The 26,912-nt window shown below is 34.4% G+C and carries 29 protein-coding genes; 11 read left to right on the forward strand and 18 right to left on the reverse strand.

What is annotated here, in order from left to right:
* The first annotated feature begins 11 nt into the window (after positions 1-11).
* A complete protein-coding gene (locus tag C8C83_RS09435) occupies positions 12-2,072 on the forward strand; it encodes a M13 family metallopeptidase (protein WP_121328098.1) in 2,061 nt (686 codons plus the stop codon).
* Between the two features lie 52 nt (positions 2,073-2,124).
* Here C8C83_RS09435 and C8C83_RS09440 read toward each other — a convergent pair whose 3' ends face one another.
* From C8C83_RS09440 to C8C83_RS09510, 15 genes are all read right to left on the reverse strand, one after another.
* A complete protein-coding gene (locus tag C8C83_RS09440; protein ID WP_121328100.1) occupies positions 2,125-2,577 on the reverse strand; it encodes an effector binding domain-containing protein in 453 nt (150 codons plus the stop codon).
* Positions 2,578-2,670: 93 nt separating this feature from the next.
* Positions 2,671-3,072 carry a c-type cytochrome gene (locus tag C8C83_RS09445; RefSeq protein WP_121328101.1) on the reverse strand — a complete coding sequence of 134 codons (402 nt, stop codon included), beginning with the start codon at positions 3,070-3,072 and terminating at the stop codon, positions 2,671-2,673.
* A gap of 2 nt (positions 3,073-3,074) precedes the next feature.
* Positions 3,075-4,067 carry a porphobilinogen synthase gene (gene hemB / locus C8C83_RS09450; protein WP_121328103.1) on the reverse strand — a complete coding sequence of 331 codons (993 nt, stop codon included), beginning with the start codon at positions 4,065-4,067 and terminating at the stop codon, positions 3,075-3,077.
* A 118-nt stretch (positions 4,068-4,185) separates the two neighbouring features.
* Positions 4,186-5,088 (reverse strand): fructose bisphosphate aldolase, encoded by a 903-nt coding sequence (locus C8C83_RS09455; protein WP_347812782.1) that lies wholly within the window; start codon positions 5,086-5,088, stop codon positions 4,186-4,188.
* Between the two features lie 49 nt (positions 5,089-5,137).
* Complete coding sequence (locus C8C83_RS09460; protein ID WP_121328105.1) at positions 5,138-6,076, reverse strand: DUF4421 family protein; 939 nt, start codon at positions 6,074-6,076, stop codon at positions 5,138-5,140.
* On the reverse strand, positions 6,067-6,969 hold the full coding sequence (hemF, locus tag C8C83_RS09465) for an oxygen-dependent coproporphyrinogen oxidase (protein WP_121328107.1): 903 nt from the start codon (positions 6,967-6,969) through the stop codon (positions 6,067-6,069). The genes C8C83_RS09460 and hemF overlap by 10 nt, the downstream gene beginning before the upstream one ends.
* A gap of 2 nt (positions 6,970-6,971) precedes the next feature.
* Complete coding sequence (locus C8C83_RS09470; RefSeq protein ID WP_121328109.1) at positions 6,972-7,805, reverse strand: Bro-N domain-containing protein; 834 nt, start codon at positions 7,803-7,805, stop codon at positions 6,972-6,974.
* Positions 7,806-7,832: 27 nt separating this feature from the next.
* Positions 7,833-8,384: a GNAT family protein gene (locus C8C83_RS09475; RefSeq protein WP_121328111.1), complete on the reverse strand. Its 552-nt coding sequence runs from the start codon at positions 8,382-8,384 to the stop codon at positions 7,833-7,835.
* Between the two features lie 3 nt (positions 8,385-8,387).
* A complete protein-coding gene (locus C8C83_RS09480; protein ID WP_121328113.1) occupies positions 8,388-8,765 on the reverse strand; it encodes a hypothetical protein in 378 nt (125 codons plus the stop codon).
* A 154-nt stretch (positions 8,766-8,919) separates the two neighbouring features.
* Entirely contained in the window at positions 8,920-9,945 is a 1,026-nt protein-coding gene (gene hemE / locus C8C83_RS09485; protein WP_041520396.1) for a uroporphyrinogen decarboxylase, read from the reverse strand.
* A 50-nt stretch (positions 9,946-9,995) separates the two neighbouring features.
* Complete coding sequence (locus C8C83_RS09490) at positions 9,996-10,661, reverse strand: uroporphyrinogen-III synthase (RefSeq protein WP_121328115.1); 666 nt, start codon at positions 10,659-10,661, stop codon at positions 9,996-9,998.
* Positions 10,662-11,585 carry a hydroxymethylbilane synthase gene (gene hemC / locus C8C83_RS09495; RefSeq protein ID WP_121330006.1) on the reverse strand — a complete coding sequence of 308 codons (924 nt, stop codon included), beginning with the start codon at positions 11,583-11,585 and terminating at the stop codon, positions 10,662-10,664.
* Between the two features lie 109 nt (positions 11,586-11,694).
* A complete protein-coding gene (gene hemA, locus C8C83_RS09500; RefSeq protein WP_121328117.1) occupies positions 11,695-12,945 on the reverse strand; it encodes a glutamyl-tRNA reductase in 1,251 nt (416 codons plus the stop codon).
* Positions 12,946-13,309: 364 nt separating this feature from the next.
* The gene (locus C8C83_RS09505; RefSeq protein WP_121328119.1) at positions 13,310-13,894 is read right to left on the reverse strand and encodes a hypothetical protein; all 585 of its coding nucleotides are present in this window, start codon (positions 13,892-13,894) and stop codon (positions 13,310-13,312) included.
* A gap of 17 nt (positions 13,895-13,911) precedes the next feature.
* The gene (locus C8C83_RS09510; RefSeq protein WP_121328121.1) at positions 13,912-14,346 is read right to left on the reverse strand and encodes a hypothetical protein; all 435 of its coding nucleotides are present in this window, start codon (positions 14,344-14,346) and stop codon (positions 13,912-13,914) included.
* 449 nt (positions 14,347-14,795) lie between these two features.
* Between C8C83_RS09510 and C8C83_RS09515 the strand changes: the two genes are divergently transcribed.
* The 7 genes from C8C83_RS09515 (at position 14,796) to C8C83_RS09545 (ending at position 20,770) form a co-directional block, all read left to right on the forward strand.
* Positions 14,796-15,662 (forward strand): AraC family transcriptional regulator, encoded by an 867-nt coding sequence (locus tag C8C83_RS09515; RefSeq protein WP_121328123.1) that lies wholly within the window; start codon positions 14,796-14,798, stop codon positions 15,660-15,662.
* Between the two features lie 2 nt (positions 15,663-15,664).
* Positions 15,665-16,039, forward strand: a complete 375-nt coding sequence (locus tag C8C83_RS09520; RefSeq protein ID WP_121328125.1) for a hypothetical protein — start codon at positions 15,665-15,667, stop codon at positions 16,037-16,039.
* Between the two features lie 150 nt (positions 16,040-16,189).
* Positions 16,190-17,203 carry a ferrochelatase gene (gene hemH / locus C8C83_RS09525; protein ID WP_121328127.1) on the forward strand — a complete coding sequence of 338 codons (1,014 nt, stop codon included), beginning with the start codon at positions 16,190-16,192 and terminating at the stop codon, positions 17,201-17,203.
* 73 nt (positions 17,204-17,276) lie between these two features.
* The gene (locus tag C8C83_RS09530; RefSeq protein WP_121328129.1) at positions 17,277-17,825 is read left to right on the forward strand and encodes a CopD family protein; all 549 of its coding nucleotides are present in this window, start codon (positions 17,277-17,279) and stop codon (positions 17,823-17,825) included.
* A gap of 203 nt (positions 17,826-18,028) precedes the next feature.
* Positions 18,029-19,444: a HAMP domain-containing sensor histidine kinase gene (locus C8C83_RS09535; protein WP_121328131.1), complete on the forward strand. Its 1,416-nt coding sequence runs from the start codon at positions 18,029-18,031 to the stop codon at positions 19,442-19,444.
* A gap of 10 nt (positions 19,445-19,454) precedes the next feature.
* Complete coding sequence (locus C8C83_RS09540) at positions 19,455-20,237, forward strand: enoyl-CoA hydratase-related protein (protein ID WP_121328133.1); 783 nt, start codon at positions 19,455-19,457, stop codon at positions 20,235-20,237.
* 131 nt (positions 20,238-20,368) lie between these two features.
* The gene (locus C8C83_RS09545) at positions 20,369-20,770 is read left to right on the forward strand and encodes a hypothetical protein (RefSeq protein WP_121328135.1); all 402 of its coding nucleotides are present in this window, start codon (positions 20,369-20,371) and stop codon (positions 20,768-20,770) included.
* 378 nt (positions 20,771-21,148) lie between these two features.
* Here C8C83_RS09545 and C8C83_RS09550 read toward each other — a convergent pair whose 3' ends face one another.
* From C8C83_RS09550 to C8C83_RS09560, 3 genes are all read right to left on the reverse strand, one after another.
* Positions 21,149-21,802: a metal-dependent transcriptional regulator gene (locus C8C83_RS09550; RefSeq protein WP_121328137.1), complete on the reverse strand. Its 654-nt coding sequence runs from the start codon at positions 21,800-21,802 to the stop codon at positions 21,149-21,151.
* Between the two features lie 179 nt (positions 21,803-21,981).
* Complete coding sequence (locus C8C83_RS09555; protein WP_121328139.1) at positions 21,982-23,850, reverse strand: Nramp family divalent metal transporter; 1,869 nt, start codon at positions 23,848-23,850, stop codon at positions 21,982-21,984.
* Between the two features lie 74 nt (positions 23,851-23,924).
* Positions 23,925-24,317, reverse strand: a complete 393-nt coding sequence (locus C8C83_RS09560) for a transcriptional repressor (RefSeq protein ID WP_121328141.1) — start codon at positions 24,315-24,317, stop codon at positions 23,925-23,927.
* A 95-nt stretch (positions 24,318-24,412) separates the two neighbouring features.
* On the opposite strand from C8C83_RS09560, the gene C8C83_RS09565 reads away from it, so the two are divergent.
* The 3 genes from C8C83_RS09565 to C8C83_RS09575 are packed head-to-tail and all read left to right on the forward strand — an operon-like array spanning position 24,413 to position 26,891.
* The gene (locus C8C83_RS09565) at positions 24,413-24,766 is read left to right on the forward strand and encodes a MerC domain-containing protein (protein WP_121328143.1); all 354 of its coding nucleotides are present in this window, start codon (positions 24,413-24,415) and stop codon (positions 24,764-24,766) included.
* Positions 24,763-25,968 (forward strand): GTP-binding protein, encoded by a 1,206-nt coding sequence (locus C8C83_RS09570; protein ID WP_121328145.1) that lies wholly within the window; start codon positions 24,763-24,765, stop codon positions 25,966-25,968. Before C8C83_RS09565 ends, C8C83_RS09570 begins: the two co-directional genes overlap by 4 nt.
* A gap of 11 nt (positions 25,969-25,979) precedes the next feature.
* Positions 25,980-26,891 carry an NAD(P)/FAD-dependent oxidoreductase gene (locus C8C83_RS09575; RefSeq protein WP_121328147.1) on the forward strand — a complete coding sequence of 304 codons (912 nt, stop codon included), beginning with the start codon at positions 25,980-25,982 and terminating at the stop codon, positions 26,889-26,891.
* The last annotated feature ends 21 nt before the right edge of the window (positions 26,892-26,912 follow it).

Consider the following 26,912-nt stretch of genomic DNA (forward strand, 5'->3'; position numbering starts at 1 on the left):
TATAAATAAAAATGATAAAACAGCTTAACAAATCTGTGTTTTGTGCATTTTCAGCAATGCTTTGTTGCATAACTATAGAAGCGCAAAATGCAAAACCTAAAGAACCGGGTATCAATCTTTCTAATATGGATACAAAAGTTAGTCCCGGACAAGATTTTTTCCGTTATGTAAATGGAACTTGGTTAGACAAAACCGAAATTCCAAGCGATCGAAATTCATGGGGAAGTTTCAATGAATTACGTCAAAAGACAGATAACGATGCGCTTGCAATTTTAAAAGAAGCGTCAAAAGATCCTAAGTACAAATCGAATACCGATCAGGGAAAAGCAATCGCTTTATTCAATACGATTATGGATACGGTTGGTCGTAATAAAAATGGAATTAAACCGCTTCAGCCATATTTAAAGAAAATCGATGCGATTAAAAACGTAACCGATTTACAAAACTTCTTTATCGAAATGCAACCTCAGGGAGGAATTGGTTTCTTTGGAGTTTACGTTGGTGCCGATGCAAAAAACAGTAATAAGAACTCCGTTAATTTAAGCCCGGGCGGTTTAGGATTATCGGATAAAGATTATTACAATTCTGATGATAAAGATTCAAAAGAAAAACGTGAAAAATATGAAGTACACGTTGCAAGAATGCTTCAGTTTATTGGAGAATCTCCAGCTAAAGCAAAAGAAAGCGCGAAACAAATCCTGGCTTTAGAAATTGAATTTTCTGCTCCAAGATTAGATCGTGTTGAACGCAGAGATCGCAGAAAACAATATAATCCAACAGCTGTTGCTGATTTAAAAAAGAATACACCTTCAATTCAATGGGAAAAATATTTCGCAGGAATTGGTATGTCAAAACTGGATACGGTAAATGTAGCGCAACCACGTTACATGATCGCTTTAGAGAAAACTTTCACTGAAAAGAAAGTAGAAGCATGGAAAGAGTATTTAAAATGGTCGATATTAAACAGAGCAGCTTCGACTTTATCGACAGATATAGAAAATGCTAATTTCGATTTCTACGGAAAAACATTAACAGGAGCTTTAAAACAACGTCCGCGTGAAGAAGTTGCACTACAAGTAATCAACGGTGCAACCGGAGAAGCTTTAGGAAAATTGTATGTAGAGAAGTTATTTCCTGCTGAAGCAAAAGAAAAAGCAAAGAATATGATTGCTAATGTAATGTTAGCTTACGAAAACAGAATCAATGCTTTGACTTGGATGTCAACTGCAACAAAAGCAAAAGCAATTGAAAAGTTGAAGAAGCTTACCATTAAAATTGGATATCCTGATAAATGGAAAGATTACTCTAAATTAGAACTTAAAAATGTTGCTGAAGGCGGAACTTATTTTGATAATTCAAAGAGTATCGCAAAATGGGCTTATGCTGAAAGTTTAGAAAAATTAGGCAAACCAGTTGATAAAACAGAATGGGGAATGTCGCCACAAACGGTAAACGCTTATTTTAATCCGTCTTATAATGAAATTGTTTTTCCAGCAGCAATTCTGCAACCGCCTTTCTACAATTACCAAGCTGATGAAGCAGTAAATTATGGTGGAATTGGTGCTGTAATCGGGCACGAAATTTCGCATGGATTCGATGATTCAGGTGCGCGTTACAACGCAGATGGAAATCTTGTTGATTGGTGGACACCAGAAGATCTAAAACAATTTACAGCTCTTGGAGCTGCTCTTGCTGCACAATACAGCGCTTTAGAGCCTTTGCATGGAATTCACGTAGATGGTAAATTTACTTTAGGTGAAAACATTGGTGATTTAGGTGGAATTAATGCTGCTTATGATGGATTACAATTGTATTTGAAAGCAAACGGAAATCCTGGTTTAATCGACGGATTTACTCCAGAGCAACGTTTCTTTATTTCATGGGCGACAGTTTGGAGAACTAAATCAAGAGATGAAGCTATCAAAAGTCAAGTAAAAACAGATCCGCATTCACCGGGAATGTACAGAGCGGTTGTGCCTATCCAGAACGTAGATGCTTTTTACCAAGCTTTTTCAATCAAAAAAGGAGATGCAATGTATGTTGAACCTGATAAGAGAGTTAAAATCTGGTAATTTTTTAAATTATAAAAAAACGGCGCTAAGATTATTAGCGCCGTTTTTTGTTTTATCGATTTATTGCGATGAAAATATCAACTTCGGCATTTTCAGGATTCTGAGCTTTTTCTCCGTAAATTTCAAAATCAGAAGTAAAGCTTCTGTCCAGATTTGAATTCCAGATTTTCATCCATTCCTTGTAAACAGCGCCTTCAGTTAGATTTCCTTTTGCAACAAATTTCTCGTAATGAACACCTTCAATTGTTTTACCAGTCATTTCTGCCGGAATTGAATCTAAACCTTCTACCGGACATCCTAAAATGGTTGTATAAGGTTTTGTATGATCCTTTTCGTAATCCGTATAAACGAAAATAATATCGTTGCTTATTTTATTCGGAATCTTTTCAGCAATTCCTTCTCCTATAAATTTCTTCAAAAGCGCAGGAATATCTTGTCCTGATTGCCCGTTTTCGTTAGTTGTTCTAACCGAAATTCCAATAATGTTGAATTTTTGAATATCCATTGTAGCTAAATTATTTATTTGAATTCAAATGTATAATCTGTTGGTGACAACAGTATGTCAGCAGTGAATTTCAAAAGACAATTTAAGTCGGTATTATTTCAAATTACTGTAGATATAAGTTTCAATAGCTTTTAGTTCTTCATCAGACATTGCTTGAGTTATCGGAATATTGGTTTTCATAACCGCAAACTGACTTGGATCAACGATTGGTTCTGCATTTCCTTTTAAGAAAGTAACTAAATCACCTTTTTTGTCTTTGTAGGTTTTTGCAATTTCCTGAATGCTTGGTCCAATTACTTTTTGATCGACTTGATGACACGAAATACAGTTTCCTTGTCCTTCAAAAATTTCTTTTCCTAAAGCTTCCGGAGTTTTGGCTTCCGCCGAATGTCCTTCCGAATAATTTTCTGTTGGGTCTTGAACGGCATCTTCGGTTGCTTCTTTTTTACAAGAGGCAAATGCTAAAACGGCGGATAAGAATAATACGTTTTTCATTTTTATTTATTTAAAATTACTGCCGCTTCTTTTGCAAAATAAGTAGAGATAATACTTGCTCCTGCACGCTTAATGCAATAAAGTTGCTCTATCATAATTTTGTCATGGTCTAACCATCCTCTTTCGGCTGCGGCCTTTACCATAGCGTACTCACCAGATACTTGGTAAACAGCAACAGGCACATGAACGGCATTTTTTACCTCACGAACAATGTCTAAATATGCCATTCCTGGTTTTACCATAACGATATCTGCACCTTCTTCAACGTCTAATAATGCTTCACGGATTCCTTCAATTCGGTTTGCATAATCCATCTGATAAGTCTTTTTATCTTTAGGAATATTTTGAGAATCGACCGGAGCAGAATCTAAAGCATCACGAAATGGTCCATAAAATGCCGAAGCATATTTAGCACTATAACTCATGATTCCCACGTTATGATGTCCGTTTTCTTCCAATGCTTTTCTAATTGCCAAAACTCTTCCGTCCATCATGTCACTTGGCGCAACAAAATCGGCTCCAGCCTCAGCATGACTTAAACTCATTCTTGTCAAAGCGTCAACAGTTGCATCATTTATTAATTGACCGTTTTCGATAATTCCGTCATGACCATAAATTGAATATGGATCAAGCGCCACATCTGGCATAACAATCATTTCCGGAACTGCATCTTTAATCGCACGAATAGTTTGTTGCATTAAACCATCTTTATTCCAGGCTTCAACGCCTTTATTGTCTTTAAGACTGTCGCTAACTTTTACGTAGATATTCACCGCTTTGATTCCTAAATCCCAAGCTTCTTTTACTTCTTTAATGGTATTGTCTAAGGAATGACGATAAATTCCTGGCATTGAAGGAATGGCAACTTTTACATTTTTTCCTTCTGCAACAAACATTGGAAGCATAAAGTCTTGTGGGCTCAAACTAGTTTCACGAACTAATGAGCGAATAGATTCATTGGTTCTTAAACGACGGTTTCTTTGTAATGGGAACATATTCTTGAATTTTAGATTTTAGTCCCGAGGCTTCGGGACAGATTTTAGATTTTTCTGTAATCTTGTTTTTTTGATTTGTAAAGTCCTTTGACTTTAAGACTTTTGACTTTCGACTTATTTATGTTATTGAAGCTTCGTAAATCTCCTTTATTGTTTTGCCTATTTTAGTGTCAAATTCTTCTTCAGATTGATCTGCAAAAAGTCCTTCAGATAATGCTCTTGAAAAACTGGCGATCAATCCGTGATTCTGTGATAGTTTATCATTGGCTTCATTTTGTCCATATCCGCCAGATAAAGCAACAACACGCACAACATGTGGATCTGATATTAACTCTTTGTAAAAGTCATTCACAGTTGGAATAGACAATTTCAGCATTACTTTGACATCTTTGTCTAATAAGCTAAGTTGTTTCTTGATTTCTTCTTTTAGAATTGCTTCCGATTTTTCTTTATTAACGCTGTAAATATCAACTTCAGGTTCAATAATTGGTACAAGTCCTTTTTCGAAGATTTGTAAACCAACCGCAAATTGCTGTTCTACAACTTCGCGAATTCCAGTTGCATTTGCTTCTTTAATAACAGAACGCATTTTGGTTCCAAAAACATTTCTTTCTACAGCTCGTGTCAACAATTCGTCTAAATTAGAGATAGGTTTCATTAGTTGAACACCATTTGCAAGATCGGCAAGTCCTTTATCAACCTTTAGAAAAGGAACTATATTTTTCTTCTCCCACAAATAGTCCGCAGTCCATTGTCCGTCTATTTTGCGATCCATAGTATTTTCAAATAAAATTGCTCCTAAAATATATTCACTATCAAACGCAGGACTTTTGATAATTCGAGTTCTCATTTCATGTACAAGAGTATACATTTCTTCGTCATTCGAAAAACTGCTTTCCTCTATGCCGTATTGTGCTAAAGCTTTTGGAGTGCTTCCGCCACTTTGATCCAGTGCGGCGATAAAACCTTTTCCGGAATGCATACGATCTAATTGTACCGTGTTTATATGTCTCTTTTCCATAACATTTTAGTTTAAATTGTAGAATAAGATTTTAGATGAATTGAAATAATTATAAGCCTATTTTCTGATTTACTTTGTCATAAACTTCTTTTACTTTTTTAGGAGGATCAAATCTATAACCTGCAGAAATTTTCAAAGTAGCAATATTATCATTTAGTCGCGGAGTGATTTTTTCGTCCTGAGCAAAACCTGTTGTATTAATACTTGCAAAAGCAAAGAAACGATCATTATTATACGCTAGTTTTAAATTAAAATCAGCTTGATATAAAGCAGATGAATCTCCGTTAATATCATTAATTCCAACTCCTAAAGCAAGTCCGGCGCCAATTAAAACCCGATCACTAATTACAAAATTATAGAAATAAGATGGAGCTAAAGTAAAAACATAAATGTCTCCAGGTGTTGAATCAGGTGTGTTTAAGTCTATATTCGTGTAGTAAAATGAGAAAGTTGGAATAAAACTTCCGGAACTTTTGGTCTGCCATTCGTTTTGACTTACTAATGTTTTAAAAGAGAATTTATCATTGAAAACATAAGCCGTCGTTCCGCCAATTTTCGTGGTACGCATATTTGGCAATTGTGCCGTTATATTATCATCACTGATATAAAATCCTTTTTGATTGATGAAAGTAAACGATTGCATCCATTTTTTATAATAAAAACGGGTATTAAAATTAAAATGCTTGGAATTTGAATCGCCTTTGTTACCGCCAAGAAATTTTGGTGCGAAACCAACAGAAACATCTATGATTCTATAATTCAGATTAAAACCAATTTGTTCTCTTCTATTCGGAATAAGACTGACAAATGTTTCTGTATTCTGAGCGTCTGAAGCAATCTGAAAACTGTTTGAAGTATCTAAATAATAAATACTCGCGGTAATTTTATCATTATAAGATTTAAAATAGGGATTTTGTAGCGAATCTTTCTGAGAAAAACACCCAAAAACGCCTCCAAAAAACACTATATAAATCAGTTTTAGATCCATTCAACGGGATTTTCTAACACATTTACTAATTTCTCTTCTTCGCTTCCTGCTTCTGCATGATGATCATAAACCCATTGCACGTGCGGAGGTAAACTCATCAAAATACTCTCAATTCTTCCGTTGGTTTTTAAACCAAATAAAGTTCCTTTATCATGAACAAGATTAAACTCAACATAACGGCCACGACGAATTTCCTGCCAATTTCTGTTTTCCGGAGTATATTCTAAATTTTTTCTTCTTTCTACAATTGGAACATAAGCTTCAAGGAAACTATTGCCAACTTCTGTTACAAAATTGTACCAATCATCCATTGACATTGTTTCGCTTGCTTTGCAATAATCAAAGAACAAACCGCCAATTCCGCGGGCTTCGTTTCTATGCGCATTCCAGAAATAAGCGTCACATTGTTTTTTATATTTTGGATAAAACTCCGGATTGTGTTTGTCACAAGCCGTTTTACACGTTTGATGAAAGTGTTTTGCATCTTCTTCAAACAAATAATAAGGTGTCAAATCTTGTCCGCCACCAAACCATTGTTCGATCACTTTTCCAGATTCATCATACATTTCAAAATAACGCCAATTAGCATGAACTGTTGGCGTCATTGGATTTTTAGGATGTAAAACCAAACTTAATCCGCAAGCAAAAAAATCTGCTTCGCCAACGCCAAACATTTTTTGCATCGCTTCCGGAAGTTTTCCATGAACGGCCGAAATGTTTACACCGCCTTTTTCAAAAACAGCACCGTTTTCAATAACACGTGTTCTTCCGCCACCGCCTTCAGGACGTTTCCAAAGATCTTCACGGAATTTTGTAGTTTCGTCAACGGCTTCTAATCCGGCGCAAATCTGATCTTGTAATTTTTGTATGTATGCGTAAAATTGATCTTTCATTGTTATTCTAATTCTTTTTTATTCTCCAAATAATCAATAGCATTTAATTTATTGACTACTTTTTTACCTATTTTTTCTTCAATTTCTTTACGTGTATTTCCGGCAATTGTTCCACCTTGATTAGCAATTATTTTATTTTCTATAAAACTTTCAGGTTTCTTTTCTTTGCTAATTTCTGTTGTGGTAGCTTCAGCCAACATATTGAGTACTAATTCTAAGTTACTCATATTATCACGTAGATTTTCCTTTTTTAAGCTTTTATGATTTTTATATTCTTTTACAGATAAACCACTCCAGGCTTTGGTGATTTCATCCGTAAGAATAGCATATTCTTGTCCTTTTTTTACACCTCGTTTATCCCATTCATCAGTAAGATCTTTTCTTACTTCAATACTTTTTAAACGCTGATTTACCCATTCTTTAGAATATCCTTTCTTTAAATAGGTTTCCATAAGTCTATCAAAACCAAGTTCAGGATCTTCAATTTCGTCAATTCTTTCTCGACCAACTTGAGCCAGCCATAGTTTAAAAGGTTCCGCTTTTTTAGATGGAACCGATTGAATTAGTCTGAATAATTGTTCTGTATCAGCAACATCTGTTTTGTAGAATTTACCATCTTTAGATTCCATTTTCAGTTGGTTACAATCTGTAACCAACTGACTTCCCTCTTTTTTTAGACGATTTTTTAGTACTTTCCAGTAATTATTAGGGTTTTCACTATCTGAAAGAACTCCAACAACATCTACAATAGAAAAAAACCACTTTTCTTCTGCATCGCTCCAAATGGAGCGTATTTGTTTTTGTTCAAATAATTTTATGGCAGTTTCTTTAGTCATGATGTTTTCTAATTCTGATAGAAGGATTTATCTTTCAAGTGTATTATATTCTGATTTAAGCAATCCGAAGTAAACGACATCTTCTAATATTCCATCACCATTTTTGAATTCGTCTCTTAAAATTCCTTCTTGTTTAAAATGATGTTTCAAGGCAATTTGCTGACTTGCTTTATTGATTTTTGAGGTACAAATAAAAACCTTGTTCATTTTTAAAGTATTGAAACAAAAGTCTAAAGTTTCAGAGACTAATTTTGAAGTAATTCCTTTTCCTTGATAATCTTCATCAACAAAATAACCCAATTCACATTTTGCTTTATTATTATCGATGCTTTTTATACATAAATAACCAATCAAATGATTAGTTTTTAAATCTCTGGGATAGAAATAATATCCTTCTTTATAATTTTCTTTATCCTGATTGAAAGCAATAAATTGTTTTGTTTTTTCAAGATCTTCACAATAGGAAAGTGTCACCGGGAAAGTTTTTTCAATGTGTTTTTTATTCTTTTCGATGAGGTTGTAGAACTCTTCGGGAAGAATATTGCTAATTGATTCTATTTTCCAATCGATGCTATCCATTGCTTATTTGTTTTTAGCCGAAGCTATTTTGGTATTTATTCCAAAGGAAAAAACTTTGCTTTCCTGCTGAATATACTGGTAAATGGCTAAAGCTTTGTCTTCAAAATTATAATTTTCTTCTTTTGAGAATTCTATTAAAATATCACCAAATTGTTCTAACTGTTCCCAATCAAAATGAAGACGATTTAATAAGGTAATTAATTCTTCATTGGAGTAATCTATTAATGTTTGAATATTTAGCCCAAACTCTTTTAATTGATTTTCGATATCTGATTTTTGCAAATGGCCCAAAGGATAAGGCACAAAAATGAGTGTTCGCAATGTTTTTAGAACATTGTCAATTCTGATTTTTTCTTCGTCTCTTAAACCTTTATTTAACATGATTGTACGTTTTCTAAATCGGGATGTTTTGGCATTATTCACAAACCCCGGATTAAAATCCGAGGCTATAAAATGAATCGTTCCTCCGGAACTTTATTATTGGTATTTAGTAATAGCTACAGACAAACTGAAAACTGCGACTGAATACTATGTATTAATTCCCGTATTCCTTAACCGCGTCAATAAACGCTTTTGCGTGATCTACAGGTATATTTGGTAAAATTCCGTGACCTAAATTTACAACATATTTATCTTTTCCGAACTCGTCGATCATTTCGTGAACCATTTTCTTGATAGTCGGAATTGGAGAAAGCAATCTTGACGGATCGAAGTTTCCTTGCAAAGTGATGTTTCCACCAGATAAATAACGAGCATTTCTAGCCGAACAAGTCCAGTCTACACCAAGTGCTGAAGCTCTACTTTTACCCATTTCGCCAAGAGCAAACCAACATCCTTTTCCGAAAACGATAACCGGAGCGTGATCAGCCAAAGCTTCAACGATTTGGTTGATGTATTTCCATGAAAATTCCTGATAATCAACTGGAGAAAGCATTCCTCCCCAAGAATCAAAAATCTGAACAGCATCAACACCGGCTTTTACTTTTTCTTTTAAATATAAAATAGTAGTGTCTGTAATTTTTTGTAATAAAGTATGTGCTGCTGCTGGATTTGAAAAACAGAATCCTTTTGCAGTATCAAAACTTTTAGAACCTTTTCCTTCAACAGCATAACAGAAAATTGTCCAAGGCGAACCAGCGAAACCAATTAATGGCACTTCATCGTTCAGCATTTCTTTAGTCAATTTAATCGCATCCATTACATAACCTAAACTTTCCTGAATATCCGGAACGTAAACTCTATGAACATCAGCAAGTGAGCGAATTGGGTTTGGTAAAAACGGACCGAAATTTTCTTTCATTAAAACTTCAATTCCCATTGCTTGCGGAACAACCAGAATATCTGAGAACAAAATAGCTGCATCCGGAGCAATTCTGCGAATTGGCTGAACGGTGATTTCAGCAGCCAATTCCGGAGTTTGACAACGTGTGAAGAAATCGTATTTATCACGCAAAGCGATAAATTCTGGCAAATATCTTCCGGCTTGACGCATCATCCATACTGGCGGACGTTGAACAGTTTCTCCTTTTAATGCTTTTAAAAATAGGTCGTTTTTTAACATGTTTTTTATTTTAGGTGCAAAGTCACAAAGTGACAAAGTTGCAGAGGTTTTTATTTATATTCTTCAATTACATCTTCGATTACGTCTTCAACCGTTGGCTGATCTGCAATGATGATGTTTTTTGTAATTTTATGTAAAGCTTCTGCGGTTGTTTCTCCTATGCAAAAGCACTTTTCTTTCTTAATTGTATTGTCTTTCAAATAACTTTCAACGCCAGAAGGACTGAAAAACAAGATTCCGTCAACTGCATTTTTTATTTTCTGAGGTGTCAATGACGTATCATAAACCTGAATCTCATTAAATTTTACTTCGGCATCTTTTAATGCTTGTGGCAAAGTTTCTCTGCGAAGGTTTCCGCTAAAAAAAGTATAGCTTTCACTGCGGTAAATCAAAGTGATGATTTCTGCTAAATCAGCAGCATATCCTGTATAAGCCACAACATTAAATCCATTTTCAGATAAAAGAATTTTGGTTTTTAAGCCAACGCAAAACACATTTTTGCTTTTTAATTCTTCAATTTTTGGGTCTAATAAAATGCTTTGAACCGCATTCTGACTTGTAAAAATCAGATTTTCGTTGAGGTCTTTTAATTCGAAAGGTTTGTTTTGTGTCTGAATAAAATCAGCTTCGACAACTTCAATATTGGCTTTTACCAATGCTTGTTTTTGTTCGCTCGATAGCTTTTTTGTAGATAATATTTGAATTGATTTACTCATTTATTTTTTTAAAGATTCTTTAATAGATGCCATCAATTCGGCTCCGCCATTGTTCAGAATTTCCTGAGCAGCGAAGAAACCTAGTTTTTTCCATTCAGAAATGTCAACCGTTTTGTCGATTTCCAGTTTTTGTTTTCCATCAACAGAAAGTAAAACTCCCTGAAAATGTAAAGTATCTTCGTCTTCATTATAGTTTACCAAAGCTCCAATTGGCGCTGTACAACCACCTTCCAGCGTTCTCAAAAACTGACGTTCGATATAGGTACAAATTTCAGTTTCGATGTGGTTCAATTGCGAAAGTGCGTCTAAAGTATAATTGTCATTTTCCATCGCCACAACAAGCATTGCGCCTTGTGCCGGTGCAGGAATCATCCAATCTAGATCGATATAGTTTCCGGGTTTTAGGTTAATGCGCTCTAAACCTGCAGCAGCAAAAACAGCTCCGTCCCAATTATTGTCTTGTAGTTTTTGCATGCGCGTATTCACGTTTCCGCGTAAATCAACCACAGTATGATTAGGATATTTGTTAAACCATTGAGCCTGACGACGTAAACTTCCGGTTGCAATCGTACTTGGATTTGCAAAATCTGGATTTCCTTTGTGAACTAAAATGTCTAAAACATTAGCTCTTTCTAAAACCGCAGCCTGAACAATACCTTTTGGTAAAGCTGTTGGAACATCTTTCATGGAATGCACTGCAATGTCAATATCGCCATTGATCATAGCAATATCTAAGGTTTTTGTAAAAATTCCTGTAATGCCAAGTTCATAAAGAGGTTTGTCAAGAATAATATCACCTTGAGATTTTACCGCAACAATTGAAGTTTTATAACCTAAGTCATTTAGTTTTTTCTCGACAGTATGTGCTTGCCAAAGTGCTAGTTCGCTATCGCGAGTTCCAATTCTGATTGTTTTTTCTGCCATTTTGTTGAATTTCACCATATAAGTTATTTAAGTACATTTAAGAAGTTTGGGTAAAAACAGCAGTTTTATAAATGAACTTAAATAACTTATGTGGTTTAAAATTTTATTTTTAAGATGCTTTTATCTTGAAGACTTTTTCGATCCATTCGATGCTTTCATCGACCATGGTATCGTCGTCTTTTAAATGATTTGCAAAGTGTGTAGTGATTTTTTGAATGATTCTGTTGCTGATAATTTCAGCTTGAGCTTCATTAAAATCTGCAATTTTCCTGCTTTGAAAATCTAATTCCGAAACTTTGATCTCGTTTAGTTTTTCTTTTAAAGCATTAATAGTTGGAGCAAATTTTCTTCCTTTTGTCCAGGTAACGAATTCCTCTTTTACTTCTTCGATAATAGCTTCGGCAGCAGGAATGTGTAATTTTCTGTTTTCAAGAGTTTCATCTGTCAATTGCGACAAATAATCCATGTGAATCAAAGTTACGCCTTCTAAATCCTCTACGTTTTCATTAACGTTTTTTGGAATTGATAAATCTAAAATCAATAAAGGTTTTTTTAGATTTAGAATTGCTTTGTCAACTGTTGGGTTTTGGGCACCTGTAGCCACAACCACAACATCAGCTTTTTGAAGTTCCAGATGTAGCTCTGAATAATCTTTAACAATCAGATTTAATTTTCCAGCTAATTTCTCCGCTTTATCTTTTGTTCTGTTTATTAAAGTAATATGTTCGTTTTTGGTATGTTTTACAAGATTTTCACAAGTGTTTCTTCCGATTTTCCCTGTTCCGAAAAGTAAAATATTCTTATTACCAATATCCTCTACATTTTTAATAATGTATTGTACCGATGCAAATGAAACCGAAGTTGCGCCTGAACTGATTTCAGTTTCGTTTTTGATTTTCTTGCTCGCCTGAATTACCGCATTTACTAATCTTTCTAAGAAAGCATTGGCTAAGCCTAAAGATTTTGAATGTGCAAAACAAGTTTTTATTTGAGATATAATTTCAAAGTCACCTAAGATCTGGCTGTCTAAACCGGTTCCTACGCGAAACATATGATTAATTGCTTCCTGATTTTTATAAACGAATCCAACTTTCTGAAAAGCATCAACTGATCCGTTACTATTATCGCAAATTAGCTTTATTAATTGAAAAGGGTGTTCTGCAAAACCGTAGATCTCGGTTCTGTTGCAAGTCGAAGTGACAATTAAACTTTCTATTCCCTCTGTTTTAGCTTGTTCCAGTAAACGAGTTTTCGCAGCTGCATCCAAACTAAATTGACCTCTAACCTCAGCATCAGCTTTTTTATAACTCAATCCAACGGAGTAAAAATATAGGTGTTTCGGTACGTTATTGTTTTCCATAAAATTCACTTTCATAAAAGTGCAACAAAATTATTACTATACTAGCTATAAAAGTAACGCTCAAAGTACTTTTTGTATCGCTACAAAAAAAAATGATTCAAATAAGTAATTTTAGAAGGTATTTTCTCTTACTTATAGTGATATCAGGCATTCGAAAGATTGTTATATATATTTATTCTAAATAACGAGATTGTTTTTTGTTTAAATAATATACCAAAAAATATCGCTTTGAGTTCAGAAAATTGAAATTGAATTTTATGATGTTTCTATTTCTTAACTTAATGAGAATCTATAACTTAAAACGGTTGTGTTTCTAAATAAAAACGCTGCCTTTATTAAGGCAGCGTTTTTTTAAGACAAGAAATTACTTTTGTACAATTGGAGTTCTCAGTGACTCTAAAACAGCAACAATGTCAGTATAAAGTTCTGTATTTGAAGCAACACCATTTGCATTGGCTGCAGCGCCAACATATCCTTCAAATTTTGTGTAGTCAGCAGTACTTGCTTTTGTTCCCATTCTTGGGTTTTTTGCAGGATCATGAGCAGCTACCATATTCAAACCAGAATACGTATTTACGGCATTAGTTCCTCCGGTATTAAAAGAGAAGAAATCAGTTAAATTGTCTGATAATTTTGCAATATTAGTAGCTTGTGTGTTACCAGTTTCTGCTAAAAGCGGAGCAAAATGAGCTTGTAAATTACCAGAAGCGTTTGATTGAATATCAGCAACAATTAATCCGATAGTTGAGTTTACCACTTTACGGAAGCTCAAACGACCTTTTTCAATCATTTGTCCTGAATTATCTGGGTCCGAAACCATAGTAGTTCCTCCTAATCTAGTATAAATACTAGCTTTTTCAACTGGTTTTTCATCATCGCTACTGCAAGAAGCTAAAGTTGCCGATGCAGCAATTAATACACTAAGTGTAATTTTCGAAAAATTTTTCATTGTAAAATATTTAAAGATTAATTAAAAAAACGATTTATTTTTTGAGATAATTTATAGCTAAAGCTATTTTGATCTATAGGACAAACTTCTTTGCTTGCTAAATTTGCAGGTAAAATATAACGTTGAGCTTCATATGTATGTTTACTCATTAATTCGTCATATACTTTTTTAGAATTGGTAATCTTGTTATTGTGGAAATAAACCACAACATTTCTTTTTATAATTATAGAATCAGAAGTTAATCCTTTGATAGACCTTAAGTCGGCACATATTTTTTTAGCAGCAGCTGAATCAATGTTTTCTTTGAAATCAATTCTGCTTACTTGCAAATTTGGACTTTCATAAACGGCAGGTTTTGCAGTAATAATGTGGAAAACTAAAATGGCAAAAAATAACACAAAGGTTATCGTTGTTGCCCAAAGTACTTTTTTTATTGTTTTGTTAATTTTCATGGCGATATCTTAAAAATTAGTTAAGTTTTTTTGATACTTACGAGTACTTTCTAATGTAGGTTTTGTTAAAAAGTGGCAATTCTGCTGTTTAGAATTGTTTTAAATACTTGTGAGTTGGAAGTCAGGATAGTAGCACTAAAAAGAGAAAATGTAGCTATACAAATTAAATTTATAGCTTAATTTACAGGCTTGAGCAGTGTTTTAATGATTATTGATGGTTATTTGGTTTAAAATCAGAGGCTTGCTGAGAAATAACAATGATTCTAAATCCGAATTGGTTTTGAAAGAAGAAATTGGGAAATGATAGCTATAGAAAGCTAAAAACAATAAAGAATTTATAAATTTAGAAGCAAGTAAACGATAAACCATCAAAAAGATTTAATTTTGAAAGGTCAAATTATTCGTTTCCTAAAAAATGATATAGTAACTTGAATAAAGTAAATTAAAAGATGGAGGAAGAAATAAAAATAGAAGATGAGTTTACACTAATCAGGTTTCAAAACGATAGTCCGGAACCTTTCATTGCACAGCATGAAATTGGTACTGGTTTGATACAGTTTCACTTTGGGCTAAAAGGCAATGCCAAACTTTTGTTTAATCAAGGTAATTATGCTTTGGATTTAAAGGAAGAAAAATCATTGCTTTTGTATAATCCGCAGAAAGAATTGCCGCTGAATTTAGAATTATCTCCAAATTCTTGGGTAATCTCCGTAATTGTTTCGATCAAGAAATTTCACGCGTTGTTTTCTGCAGAAGCAGATTACATTACTTTTTTAAGTGCTGATAATAAGGATAAAAAATATTATAATGAAGGAGATATTAGCCCTTCTATGGCTATTGTGTTAAGTCAGTTGTTTCATTATAACCTTCATCCATCGATAAAAAATCTTTATTATAAAGGGAAAGGATACGAATTGTTGAGTTTGTACTTTAACAGAACCGAAGATCCAAATGCAGAACAATGTCCGTTTTTGATCGATGAAGATAATGTCTTGAAAATAAGAAAAGCCAAAGAAATTATTATCGCCAATATGGCTGAACCTCCGGGATTACAAGAATTGGCAGATGAAATAGGTTTGAATTTGAAGAAACTCAAAATGGGTTTCAAACAAATTTATGGTGATACGGTTTACGGTTTTCTATTTGATTACAAAATGGATTTCGCCCGAAAACTACTCGACAGCGGTTCTTATAATGTAAACGAAGTTGGATTGAAAATAGGCTACAGCACAGGAAGTCACTTCATAGCGGCTTTCAAGAAGAAGTTTGCCACAACTCCAAAAAAGTATTTGATGTCAATTAATACGAATGTTTAATAATGAAGAAAACTGTTCTTATAGTATTAATCGTTTTTTTGAGCTGTAAATCTAAAGATAATCCTTTTCTCGTAAAATATAAAAATCAGGCATTTCATGATATCAAAGTAGATAGTGTAAAAACTTTCGGTTTTGGATTAGCACTTCCTCCTCGTGATTCATTAGAATTATTAAAAAATAATAAAATAGAAAATGTCTATCGTAAATACGGTTTGTTTAGAAAAAATCTGGGATGTACAGTAGGCAATGAAGAACTGGATAATGCAATTACAGAATATTATAAAATAACGGCTGTTTATCTTGAAGGCAGAAATGGAAAAGGCTGGAAAGAAAAAATGAAGAAAGAGATAAATAATATCCTCTTAAATGGAGAATGATTTAGTATCAGTTTTATATATCAGAACATAAATAAAAAATAACATTTATCATATTTCTAAAAAGCAACAAGCAATACTTTTGACGAAATTTTAAAAAATAAACAAATGCTTAAAGCCTAAAGCTTAAAGCCCAAAGCAAAAAAAACAATAATGAAAGGCGTATTATTAGTAAACTTAGGATCTCCGGAAAGTCCAACTACAAAAGATGTAAAACCATATTTAGATGAATTTTTAATGGATAAATACGTGATCGATGTTCCGTATTTATTGAGAGCTTTATTAGTTCGTGGTATTATTTTAAGAAAAAGACCTGAAGAATCAGCTCACGCTTATGCGAAAATTTGGTGGGACGAAGGTTCTCCGTTAGTAGTACTTTCAGAAAGAATGCAGAAAAAAGTTCAGCCTTTAGTAAATGTTCCCGTTGCTTTAGCAATGCGTTACGGAAGTATGACAATTGAAAAAGGACTTCAGGAATTACATGATAAAGGGGTTACTGAAGTATTGCTTTTTCCGTTATATCCTCAATATGCAATGGCTTCGACTTTGACTATTTTAGTAAAAGCTGAAGAAATCCGTAAAAAGAAATTCCCTCAAATGACTTTTACAGATGTTTCTGCGTTTTACAATAAACCGGATTACATCAAGAATTTAGCCGATTCAATTCAGAAACATTTAGTTGGTTTTGATTACGATCATTTGTTGTTTTCATATCACGGAATTCCGGAGCGTCACATTCGCAAAACCGATGTAACGAAGTCACATTGTAAAATTGACGGTTCTTGTTGTAATACACCATCGCCAGCGCATGATTTCTGTTACCGTCACCAATGTTACGAAACAACCAGACAAGTCGTAAAACTATTAGGACTTCCAGAAGATAAATACAGTCTGACTTTTCAATCGCGTTTGGCGGGAGATAAATGGTTAGAACCATATACTGATGTTGAAATTGACAAAATGCCAGCAAAAGGAATCAAGAATCTTGCGGTTGTTACGCCTGCTTTCGTTTCGGATTGTCTAGAAACTCTGGAAGAAATCGCGATGCGCGCCAAAGAAGATTTTGAAGCAAATGGAGGAGAAGAGTTCTTGGCGATTCCATGTTTGAACGACGATGACGAATGGTGTGAAACTGTTGGAAATTGGATTAATGATTGGGCTAAATAGAAAATAGAATAAAGAGTATAGAACAAAGACTTTATACTGGACGCAAGTTGTGACCAAAATCATAAATATAGTAATGGAATATTATAACTACTTAAAATCACTTCATCTTATTTTTGTAATAACCTGGTTCGCTGGGTTGTTTTATATTGTAAGATTGTTTGTCTACCAAATTGAAGCCAGCGAAAAACCTTCGCCTGAAAAGGAAATTCTACAAGCGCAATACAAAATTATGACATATCGTTTGTGGTATATTATTACTTGGCCGTCGGCAATTTTGGCGAGTATTTTTGCCTTTTGGATGTTGCTTTTTACAGATTTAGGAAACGCCTGGCTCAAAATGCCTTGGATGCACGTAAAATTGTGTTTTGTTTTCTTGCTGTATTTATATCATGCAAAATGCCATCAAATATTCAGACAATTACAAAATGATGAGGTAAAATATTCCAATAATTTCATGCGTTTATGGAATGAAGGCGCAACAATTATACTATTTGCAGTTGTGTTTTTAGTAGTTTTAAAAAGTGCTATTAACTGGATTTTCGGTGTGATCGGAATCTTTTTATTCTCGATTATTATAATGCTTGGATTCCGTTTTTATAAGCGCATTCGAGAGAAAAAATAAAAAAAGTTGCCACGAATTTCACAAATTAGCACGAATGATTTGGATGATTTTTTTAAACGTAATCTCTAAATTCTGTCAATCATTTTAATCTGAGGCAAAAAATAATTAGCGTAAATTCGTGTAATTCGTGGCAAAAAATATAAAACATGTTTAACAACTTCAAAATGTCGATGCTTTCATTGCGCGTTAGGATATTCCTTTCGATGATTGTATTGATTGTTGTGGCATCTTTTTTATTGGCTTCGATTTCGATTATTCAGTTTAAGAATGAAGCCAAAGAATATCATCAGGAACGTCTTGAGCGAAAAGAAAATGCAGTAAAGGAACACATCAATTATGTGCTTTCGACTACAACATATCCCTTAAAAACGGCTAACTTGGATTTAATCTTCAAAGATAAAATCCACGAATTAGCGCAGATTCACAAAATCGAAATCAATATTTACAGTCTTGACGGAAAACTGCTAAAATCATCCAAAGAATCCTTTGCAGTTGATAAAGTAGCGCCGCCAGTTCCGGATTATATTCTGAAATTAGTGCGTTCTTCAATCGAAAAGCGTTTTGTTGATATTAAAACTATCGACGGAGTTAAAAACCGATCTTCTTATAGTTTGATTAAAGACGAGAAATTCAAACCACTCGGAATCTTAAATCTTCCTTATTTAGAAGATGATGGATATTATGATAACGAGCTGAATACTTTCCTGATTCGCCTTAGTCAGGTGTATTCCTTTATGTTGGTTGTGGCTTTTGCACTGGCATATTTTCTTTCGACCTATATCACAAAATCACTAAAAACCATTTCAGACAGATTAGAAGAAACCAATCTGGATCAGAAAAACGAAAAAATCGTTTTGGAAGCCAATAGTAAAGAAGTGAACTTTCTGATAAAGGCATATAATGGAATGGTCGATAAATTGGAAACCAGTGCTATAAAATTGGCCCAAAGTGAGCGTGAAGAAGCCTGGCGCGAAATGGCGAAACAAGTAGCGCACGAAATCAAAAATCCTCTTACGCCGATGAGGTTAACCGTGCAGAGTTTTCAGCGTAAGTTTGATCCAACGGCTCCAGATGTAAAACAGAAATTAAACGATTATTCTGAAACTTTAATTCAGCAAATTGATACGATGACCGCTGTAGCTTCGGCATTTTCGAATTTTGCCTCGATGCCCGCCCAACAAAATGAAACTTTAAATGTGGTTGAAGTTGTCGAATTAGCTTTGGATATTTTTAACGAAGATTATATTGTTTTTGAAAGTGAAGAAGAAGAAATCATTTCAAAAATGGATCGTACGCAATTAATTCGTGTCATTACCAATTTGGTTAAAAATGCAACACAGGCAATTCCGGAAAGTCAATTTCATAAATCTATTTTGGTAAAGGTAAAACGTAGAAATAACAATGTAGAAATTGCCGTAAAAGACAACGGAATTGGAATTCAAAAACAAGATATCAGCCGAATCTTCGAACCAAAATTCACGACTAAAACAAGTGGAATGGGACTTGGACTAGGAATTATAAAAAACATCATAGAAAATTACAAAGGAACAATTACCTTTGAATCAACTTACGGAAAAGGAACTACGTTTAGAGTTTCTTTGCCTATCACAAACTCATAAAACCAACGTCATGAACTACGAAAATCTTTTAATCTCGATTGAAGAAAAAATTGCAACCGTAACAATTAATCGTCCTACAAAACTAAATGCTTTGAACAAGGCTACGATTAGCGACTTGAGTAAAGCAGTTAAATTATTAAGCAAAAATGATGATGTTCGCGTAATCGTAATTACCGGAAGTGGCGAGAAAGCATTTGTGGCTGGAGCCGATATTTCAGAATTTGCCAATTATACTATAATAGAAGGTGCGCAATTAGCTGAAGAAGGACAAGAATCACTTTTTGATTTCATAGAAAATTTAAAGAAACCTGTAATTGCTGCCGTAAATGGTTTTGCCCTTGGCGGAGGATTAGAGTTGGCGATGGCGTGTCATTTTAGAGTAGCGTCAGACAATGCCAAAATGGGATTGCCGGAAGTAACTTTGGGATTAATTCCGGGTTATGGAGGAACGCAGCGTTTGCCACAATTAGTAGGTAAAGGTCGTGCAATGGAAATGATTATGACAGCAGCGATGATTTCTGCCGAAGAAGCAAAACAATTCGGTCTTGTTAATCATGTTGTACCTCAAGCAGAACTTCTTGAATTTGCAAACGGAATTGCTCAAAAAATTATCAAAAATGCTCCTTTTGCTATTAGTAAAGCAATAAAAGCAATTAATGCTAATTATACAGACGGTAAAAATGGTTTTGATACCGAAATAAAATCATTCGGAAAATGCTTCGGAACCCAGGATTTTAAAGAAGGAACAACAGCATTCTTAGAAAAACGTAAAGCTGAATTTACAGGAAAATAATATTCTCTAACCGCAATCCCGATAGCTATCGGGAGCTAAGATTTACGCAAGGTTCGCAAAGTTTTTAATTTCTTTGTGTCCTTTGCGAAAAACCTTTGCGAACTTTGCGGTTAAATTTTAAACACATTACAATGTCCTACGAACCAATATTTGCTCTTTTTTGCGAACGCGTTAAAGAAAGCATCAAAGCCGGAACTTTTGCCAAATTAACTCTGGCAAAAACCATGGGCGATACCGAGATTAAAAACATCTATTTCCGTTTAGCGATAAACGAAGATAATACCTATTCAATTGCATTAACAACGCGCTACAAAACCGAAGAAATAGAAAGTACTCATTCTCTAGACGAAGCTTTAATGGTTTTAGGAACTTATATTAAAAATCCATTTTTGACTGCGCTTTTGTTCACAACAGATAATGACGTGACTTTTAAAGTAAACAAAAAGAATGCAGGAAGTATTATCGAGCAAGAACCTACTTTCAAACATGCTTCGCCAGTAATGTTAGAAATGATCGAGAAGGGAATTGTTTAATATTTGGGATTGGTTTTAGGAGCTAATCCCGCACCCGAGCCTGAAAGTGCGAACTGGCGAAGCAATCCGTTCCAATCTTTTGTTTTTTAAAGAAAAAAGCAAAAGGATTTCCACTTCTATCGGGGCTAGAAATCGGCGCTGATGTAGCTTTTTTGAATCATAATTAGATTACGTCTCGTTTACTGAATTCGTTGTCATCAACGGATTAAAATCCGTCGCTACAATATGGTTCGTTCCTTCGGAACTTTTAGGAAAGAGCCTTAGGCTCGATTTATATTGTAGGGATGGATTTTAATCCATCCAATTTATAGATTGCAGTTTATAAAAACCTTTGTGAATCTTTGTGTAGTTTCTTCGTGAATCTCCGTGAAATAATTTCTAAACCAACTTCACAAACAAATTCGAAGCAATCTTATTCGAAATAGACAATTCACGACCATCAATTTTAATCTTCACAGATAAATCAAAAGATTCTTTAGACAAAAGTTCGATATTAGAACCCAAAGCAATCTCTTGTTTATCCAGATATTTAAGGAACTCTGATGAAGTATCTTTTACACCCACGCAAACACCAACTTGATTTTCGATTAACTCAGAAAGTAAGTGTTTTTCAATCTTAACGATTCTTCCATTAGCATCCGGAATTGGATCTCCATGCGGATCTTCGGTTGGATTTCCCAGAAAATCATCCAAACGATTAATCAATTGTTCAGATTTGATGTGTTCTAATTGTTCAGCGATATCGTGAACTTCATCCCACGAGAAATTTAATTTTTCGACAAGGAAAACTTCCCACAAACGATGTTTTCTAACAATCATTTTTGCTGCCAGTTTACCATTTTCGGTCAAAGAAACGCCTTGATATTTTTTATAATTCACCAAATCTTTCTCAGACAGCTTTTTAAGCATATCTGTAACCGATGAAGCTTTGGTTTCCATCATTTCGGCAATAGCATTTGTACTTACTTCAGCATCATTCGACGCTGTAAGATGATATATAGATTTAAGATAGTTTTCTTCTGAGAAAGTCATTCCATTTTAGATTTTAGAGTGTTGATTTTAGATTTTAGATTCAGAGAAAGCCTTTGCAGCTTTGTATCTCTGAACCTTTGTATCTCTAAAAGAACTATTTTTTGAGGTTCTAAGGTTCTAAGTTAAAAGTCTCGAAGTAAAAACCTCAGAAACTTAGCAACTCAGAACCTTAGTCCCTTTTATTTAACAATCAACAAAGGTATTGAAATTTTATGTCTCAATTTGTCTACAGTTGTACCAAACAAAATATCTTTTAAACCAGTGTGGCCGTGCGTTCCCATTACTAAAACATCGAAGTTTCCAAGGTTAATAATCTTCGGAATCACGGTGTTAGGTTTTCCAAAACCAAGTTCGGTTTGGATTTTGAAACCCTTTTGCGAAAGCATATCTTTATATTCTAATAATAATTTTTCGTCGATAGTCGTTTCATGATCGTCAACATTGCCACCATACATTAATGCACCAACTGTTTCTACGATATGAATTAAGGTATATTGTGCGTCGATTCCGCCAAGTTCGAAGGCATTGTTAAGTGCAGCTTCATCGGCTTTAGAAAAGTCTACAGAAATCGCTATGTTTTTTCTGTTGTAACTTTCTTTGGGAGTGTATTGCAGTTTTAAATGATGCGGTGAATGATTTTCGATATTGGATTTTGCTCTTGCAATAAAAGGCTTCGCAATGATGTACAACAACAAAGCAAGAAAACCAAAAGCAAGCGGAACCACTGTAAACCAAAGAATAGTTGGATTAGTTGAGTTCTCTAACCAAGAAGAGATTTCGTCATACACTAATTTCGCATTTAGCGAAACAATAATCAAAGCAATAATCCATGCGGCAACCTGAGTTGTTTTGGAAATATGAAATCCTTTCATTTTGGTTTTATCGCTCACAAAATGAATCAACGGAATAATCGCAAACCCTAATTGTAAACTCAAAATCACCTGACTTAAGATCAGAAGTTTTCCGGTAACGCTTTCTCCATAAATTAAAATCACGATAACAGCTGGAACAATCGCAATTAAACGTGTTATAATACGACGAACCCATGGTTGAATTCTTAAATTCAAATATCCTTCCATTACGATTTGTCCGGCCAAAGTTCCGGTTACGGTTGAGCTTTGTCCTGCAGCGATCAAGGCAACGGCAAACAAAACCGGCGCCCATTTGGTTCCTAACAAGGGTTCGAGGAATTTATGTGCATCCTGAATTTCGGCGACTTCAAACATTCCGTTTTTATAGAATGTGGCTGCAGCCAAAATCAAAATAGCAGCGTTGACAAAAAATGCGAGATTTAAAGCAATTGTGGAATCGATAAAGTTGTATTTCAGGGCTTGTTTGATTCCCGCAGGAGTTCTGTCGAATTTGCGAGTTTGCACCAAAGAAGAATGTAAATACAAATTGTGGGGCATTACAGTGGCACCAATAATTCCGATTGCGATGTATAAAGCCGCTGAACTTGGGATTGAAGGAACCAAACCATAAATGACTTTGTCCAATTCCGGTTCGGCAAATATCATTTCGAAAATGAAAGAAAATCCAATAATTGCGACCAATACAATTATGAAAGCTTCCATTTTTCGGATGCCTTTATTGATTAAGAAGAGTAGAAGGAAAGTGTCTAAAACCGTAATCAAAACACCTTCGATAAGTGGAATGTCAAAAAGAAGATTGATCCCGATTGCCATTCCCAGAACTTCGGCTAAATCACAAGCGGCGATCGCAATTTCGGCCAGAAAATATAAAATGTAGTTTATAAATTTCGAATAGGTTTCTCTCGATGCTTGCGCTAAATCACGTTGCGTTACAATTCCAAGTCTTGCGCTCAAACTTTGAAGTAATAAAGCCATTAAGTTGCTCATTAGCAACACCCAAAGCAAAGAATACCCAAACTGACTACCACCGGCAATGTCTGTCGCCCAGTTTCCCGGGTCCATGTATCCTACGCTTACTAAATATGCCGGACCTAAAAAGGCTAATATTTTTCTGAATCCTGTTTTTTTATGCTGTGTTGCAACCGATTGATGAACTTCTTCTAAAGATTTGGTCATTGTAGAAATGTTGTTTTAACAAATGTATGTAAAAATTACATTCGCGCAACAATATTTTTAGGCTTGTCTAAAACTTAAATGTTAGAATTGAAACATTTTGGGCATATTCCTGATAACGTAAAGTTTATATCATTGACCTTATAATTGTGCGGAAGAATATAACTTGGCTTCACATTTTCTAAGCAAGTTACCTCTTGACATTTCTCACAGCTAAAATGTGCATGATTATGTATGTGTACTCGTTGGGCATTATGATGACATTTTGCATACTTTACCGTTCCGTCGAGGTTGACAATTTTATGTACAATATCGTCATTTACTAATCGATCCAGGATTCTGTAAGTAGTAACGCGATCACACAAATCATTCAGTTCTTTTTGAATTTCTGTGTGAGACAATGCAGTCTTAGATTTCCCAAAAATCTCTAGAACGGCTGTCTTTGCTGCTGTATTACGTGTAGTTTTCATTTTTATTTGAATTTAAAAATATTAACGCAACAATGTTGCAATTGATTTTTATGTGTATATTTGCAACAAAATTGCATTAAGCAAATATACAGAAAATGAAGAAAACAAGTACATCTCTTTACGATATTTTAGGAATCTCGAGCGCGACCGTTTGTTTGGTTCATTGTTTGATTTTTCCGCTTTTGACAATTCTGCCTTTTGGATTAAGCCACAATCCTTTTATCGATTTGGTTTTTGCGACGATTGGTCTTTTTGCGATTATTAAAATTATAAATAAATCAGATCTTTTCGTTGCAACAATTCTTGTGATTTCAATGTCTTTGATTTGGATTAGTATTCTGAGTGAACTTTTTCTAGACATTCATCTTGATCTAATATTTATTGGCGGAACCGGAATGATCATTGGACACTTTTTGAATTATATAAATCATAAACCTTCCCAACAATGAAAAAATTACCCGTAACCGTATTAAGCGGATTTCTTGGTGCTGGCAAAACGACGCTGCTCAATCATATTTTGCACAACAAAGAAGGATTAAAAGTAGCTGTAATAGTCAATGACATGAGCGAAGTAAATATTGACGCGCAACTCGTAAAAAACGAATACACTTTATCCCGAACCGAAGAAAAATTAGTTGAAATGACTAATGGCTGTATTTGCTGTACATTGCGCGAAGATTTAATGCTTGAAGTCGAGAAACTGGCAAAGGAAAATAGGTTTGATTATTTGCTTATCGAAAGTTCCGGAATTAGCGAACCCATTCCGGTAGCGCAGACTTTCTCGTTTGTTAATGACGAAGAAAACATTGATTTGTCCAGATTTAGTTATATCGATACGATGGTTACAGTTGTGGATAGTTTTAATTTCTTTAAAGATTTTGGCTCAGCCAAAACATTACAGGAGCAAAATTTATCGGATATTGAAAATGATAACCGAACAATAGTCAATCTTTTGGTCGATCAGATAGAGTTTGCCAATGTTATTGTTTTGAATAAAACAGATTTAATCAGTGCAGAATCATTGCAAATGCTCCAAGCTTCAATTCAAAAACTGAATCCGGTTGCAAGAATAATTACGGCGGTTTTAGGAAAAGTAAATCCAAATGAAATTATAAATACCGGTTTGTTCAATTATGAAGAAGCTGAAAATTCTGCAGGTTGGATTAGAGAATTAGAAGGTATTCACACGCCTGAAACAGAAGAATACGGAATAAATTCTTTTGTATTTCGTGATCCAAGACCTTTTCACCCCAATAGATTATGGAATTTCATTTCTTCTGATTTTCCAAGTAACGTCATTCGAAGCAAAGGGTTATTGTGGATGGCATCACGACCGGAACAAGCCATTAACTGGAGTCAGGCCGGCGGATCTATGAAAGCCGAAGGAGCAGGAGTTTGGTGGGCAAGTATGCCACTAACCGAGCGAATGACCTTTAATAATTTTGTCGAATTTCAAGATGTTATAGAAGAACGATGGACTGCGGGTTTTGGCGACAGACTCAATGAGATTGTTTTTATAGGTCAGAAAATAAATGAAACGGAAATCCTTGCAACACTTAAAAAATGCCTTTGTACCGAAGATGAAATTGAAGATTATCATGATGGTTTCTTCCCAAACAAAGATCCATTTCCAATTCCAAGAACATATTAAAAGATACATTTATGACAGAACAAAAACACTTTGAAGTTATAATCATTGGCGGAAGTTACAGCGGACTTTCTGCAGCAATGAGTTTAGGTCGTTCTTTGCGACAAGTTTTAGTTATTGATAGTGGTTTGCCTTGTAATCGACAAACGCCACATTCGCATAATTTTATTACTCATGATGGTGAAAAACCTGCTGTTATTTCGGCGAAAGCCAAATTGCAAGTCGACTTATATAATACAGTTCAGTTTTATAATGGTTTAGCCGTAAGCGCCGTTAAAACTGAAAATGGATTTGAAATTAAAACCGAATCGGGAAAATCCTTTACTTCTCGAAAATTATTGTTCGCAACCGGAGTAAAAGATTTACTTCCCGAAATTCCAGGTTTTGCTGAATGTTGGGGGATTTCGGTTTTGCATTGTCCGTATTGTCATGGTTATGAAGTTAAAAAAGAGAAAACAGCAATTATTGCGAATGGCGAAATGGGATTTGAGTTTGCCAAACTGATTTCTAATTGGACAAAAAATCTCAGCGTATTAACCAATGGAAAATCAACTTTATCTCCGGAAGAAACCTTGATTTTAAAGCAACATAAAATTGAGATTATTGAAGATGAAATTGATTCATTTGAACATGAAAACGGAAATATCAGAGAAATTGTCTTCAGAAATCAATCAAAAATTGCAGTAAAAGCCATTTATGCAAGACCACCTTTTGAACAGCATTGTCGTTTACCAGAAGGTTTAGGTTGTGAATTGACTCCACAGGGTTTGTTGAAAGTCGATGCTATGCAAAAAACAAATATTGCTGGAATTTATGCGAGCGGAGATTGTACAATTCAAATGCGATCTGTGGCAATGGCCGTTTCTACAGGATCTTTTGCCGGAGCATCTATTAATAAAGAACTTATTGATGAGTCATTTGTTTAGCTTTTTTACATGGGAGATTAT

It is taken from the genome of Flavobacterium sp. 90 (assembly GCF_004339525.1).
In the GTDB taxonomy this organism is placed as follows: domain Bacteria; phylum Bacteroidota; class Bacteroidia; order Flavobacteriales; family Flavobacteriaceae; genus Flavobacterium.

Excerpts from the sequence above, each read along its gene's own strand:
- C8C83_RS09435 (WP_121328098.1), top strand. The coding sequence starts at position 12 with ATGATAAAACAGCTTAACAAATCTGTGTTTTGTGCATTTTCAGCAATG.
- C8C83_RS09440 (WP_121328100.1), bottom strand. The coding sequence starts at position 2,577 with ATGGATATTCAAAAATTCAACATTATTGGAATTTCGGTTAGAACAACT.
- C8C83_RS09445 (WP_121328101.1), bottom strand. The coding sequence starts at position 3,072 with ATGAAAAACGTATTATTCTTATCCGCCGTTTTAGCATTTGCCTCTTGT.
- hemB (WP_121328103.1), bottom strand. The coding sequence starts at position 4,067 with ATGTTCCCATTACAAAGAAACCGTCGTTTAAGAACCAATGAATCTATT.
- C8C83_RS09455 (WP_347812782.1), bottom strand. The coding sequence starts at position 5,088 with ATGGAAAAGAGACATATAAACACGGTACAATTAGATCGTATGCATTCC.
- C8C83_RS09460 (WP_121328105.1), bottom strand. The coding sequence starts at position 6,076 with ATGGATCTAAAACTGATTTATATAGTGTTTTTTGGAGGCGTTTTTGGG.
- hemF (WP_121328107.1), bottom strand. The coding sequence starts at position 6,969 with ATGAAAGATCAATTTTACGCATACATACAAAAATTACAAGATCAGATT.
- C8C83_RS09470 (WP_121328109.1), bottom strand. The coding sequence starts at position 7,805 with ATGACTAAAGAAACTGCCATAAAATTATTTGAACAAAAACAAATACGC.
- C8C83_RS09475 (WP_121328111.1), bottom strand. The coding sequence starts at position 8,384 with ATGGATAGCATCGATTGGAAAATAGAATCAATTAGCAATATTCTTCCC.
- C8C83_RS09480 (WP_121328113.1), bottom strand. The coding sequence starts at position 8,765 with ATGTTAAATAAAGGTTTAAGAGACGAAGAAAAAATCAGAATTGACAAT.
- hemE (WP_041520396.1), bottom strand. The coding sequence starts at position 9,945 with ATGTTAAAAAACGACCTATTTTTAAAAGCATTAAAAGGAGAAACTGTT.
- C8C83_RS09490 (WP_121328115.1), bottom strand. The coding sequence starts at position 10,661 with ATGAGTAAATCAATTCAAATATTATCTACAAAAAAGCTATCGAGCGAA.
- hemC (WP_121330006.1), bottom strand. The coding sequence starts at position 11,585 with ATGGCAGAAAAAACAATCAGAATTGGAACTCGCGATAGCGAACTAGCA.
- hemA (WP_121328117.1), bottom strand. The coding sequence starts at position 12,945 with ATGGAAAACAATAACGTACCGAAACACCTATATTTTTACTCCGTTGGA.
- C8C83_RS09505 (WP_121328119.1), bottom strand. The coding sequence starts at position 13,894 with ATGAAAAATTTTTCGAAAATTACACTTAGTGTATTAATTGCTGCATCG.
- C8C83_RS09510 (WP_121328121.1), bottom strand. The coding sequence starts at position 14,346 with ATGAAAATTAACAAAACAATAAAAAAAGTACTTTGGGCAACAACGATA.
- C8C83_RS09515 (WP_121328123.1), top strand. The coding sequence starts at position 14,796 with ATGGAGGAAGAAATAAAAATAGAAGATGAGTTTACACTAATCAGGTTT.
- C8C83_RS09520 (WP_121328125.1), top strand. The coding sequence starts at position 15,665 with ATGAAGAAAACTGTTCTTATAGTATTAATCGTTTTTTTGAGCTGTAAA.
- hemH (WP_121328127.1), top strand. The coding sequence starts at position 16,190 with ATGAAAGGCGTATTATTAGTAAACTTAGGATCTCCGGAAAGTCCAACT.
- C8C83_RS09530 (WP_121328129.1), top strand. The coding sequence starts at position 17,277 with ATGGAATATTATAACTACTTAAAATCACTTCATCTTATTTTTGTAATA.
- C8C83_RS09535 (WP_121328131.1), top strand. The coding sequence starts at position 18,029 with ATGATTGTATTGATTGTTGTGGCATCTTTTTTATTGGCTTCGATTTCG.
- C8C83_RS09540 (WP_121328133.1), top strand. The coding sequence starts at position 19,455 with ATGAACTACGAAAATCTTTTAATCTCGATTGAAGAAAAAATTGCAACC.
- C8C83_RS09545 (WP_121328135.1), top strand. The coding sequence starts at position 20,369 with ATGTCCTACGAACCAATATTTGCTCTTTTTTGCGAACGCGTTAAAGAA.
- C8C83_RS09550 (WP_121328137.1), bottom strand. The coding sequence starts at position 21,802 with ATGACTTTCTCAGAAGAAAACTATCTTAAATCTATATATCATCTTACA.
- C8C83_RS09555 (WP_121328139.1), bottom strand. The coding sequence starts at position 23,850 with ATGACCAAATCTTTAGAAGAAGTTCATCAATCGGTTGCAACACAGCAT.
- C8C83_RS09560 (WP_121328141.1), bottom strand. The coding sequence starts at position 24,317 with ATGAAAACTACACGTAATACAGCAGCAAAGACAGCCGTTCTAGAGATT.
- C8C83_RS09565 (WP_121328143.1), top strand. The coding sequence starts at position 24,413 with ATGAAGAAAACAAGTACATCTCTTTACGATATTTTAGGAATCTCGAGC.
- C8C83_RS09570 (WP_121328145.1), top strand. The coding sequence starts at position 24,763 with ATGAAAAAATTACCCGTAACCGTATTAAGCGGATTTCTTGGTGCTGGC.
- C8C83_RS09575 (WP_121328147.1), top strand. The coding sequence starts at position 25,980 with ATGACAGAACAAAAACACTTTGAAGTTATAATCATTGGCGGAAGTTAC.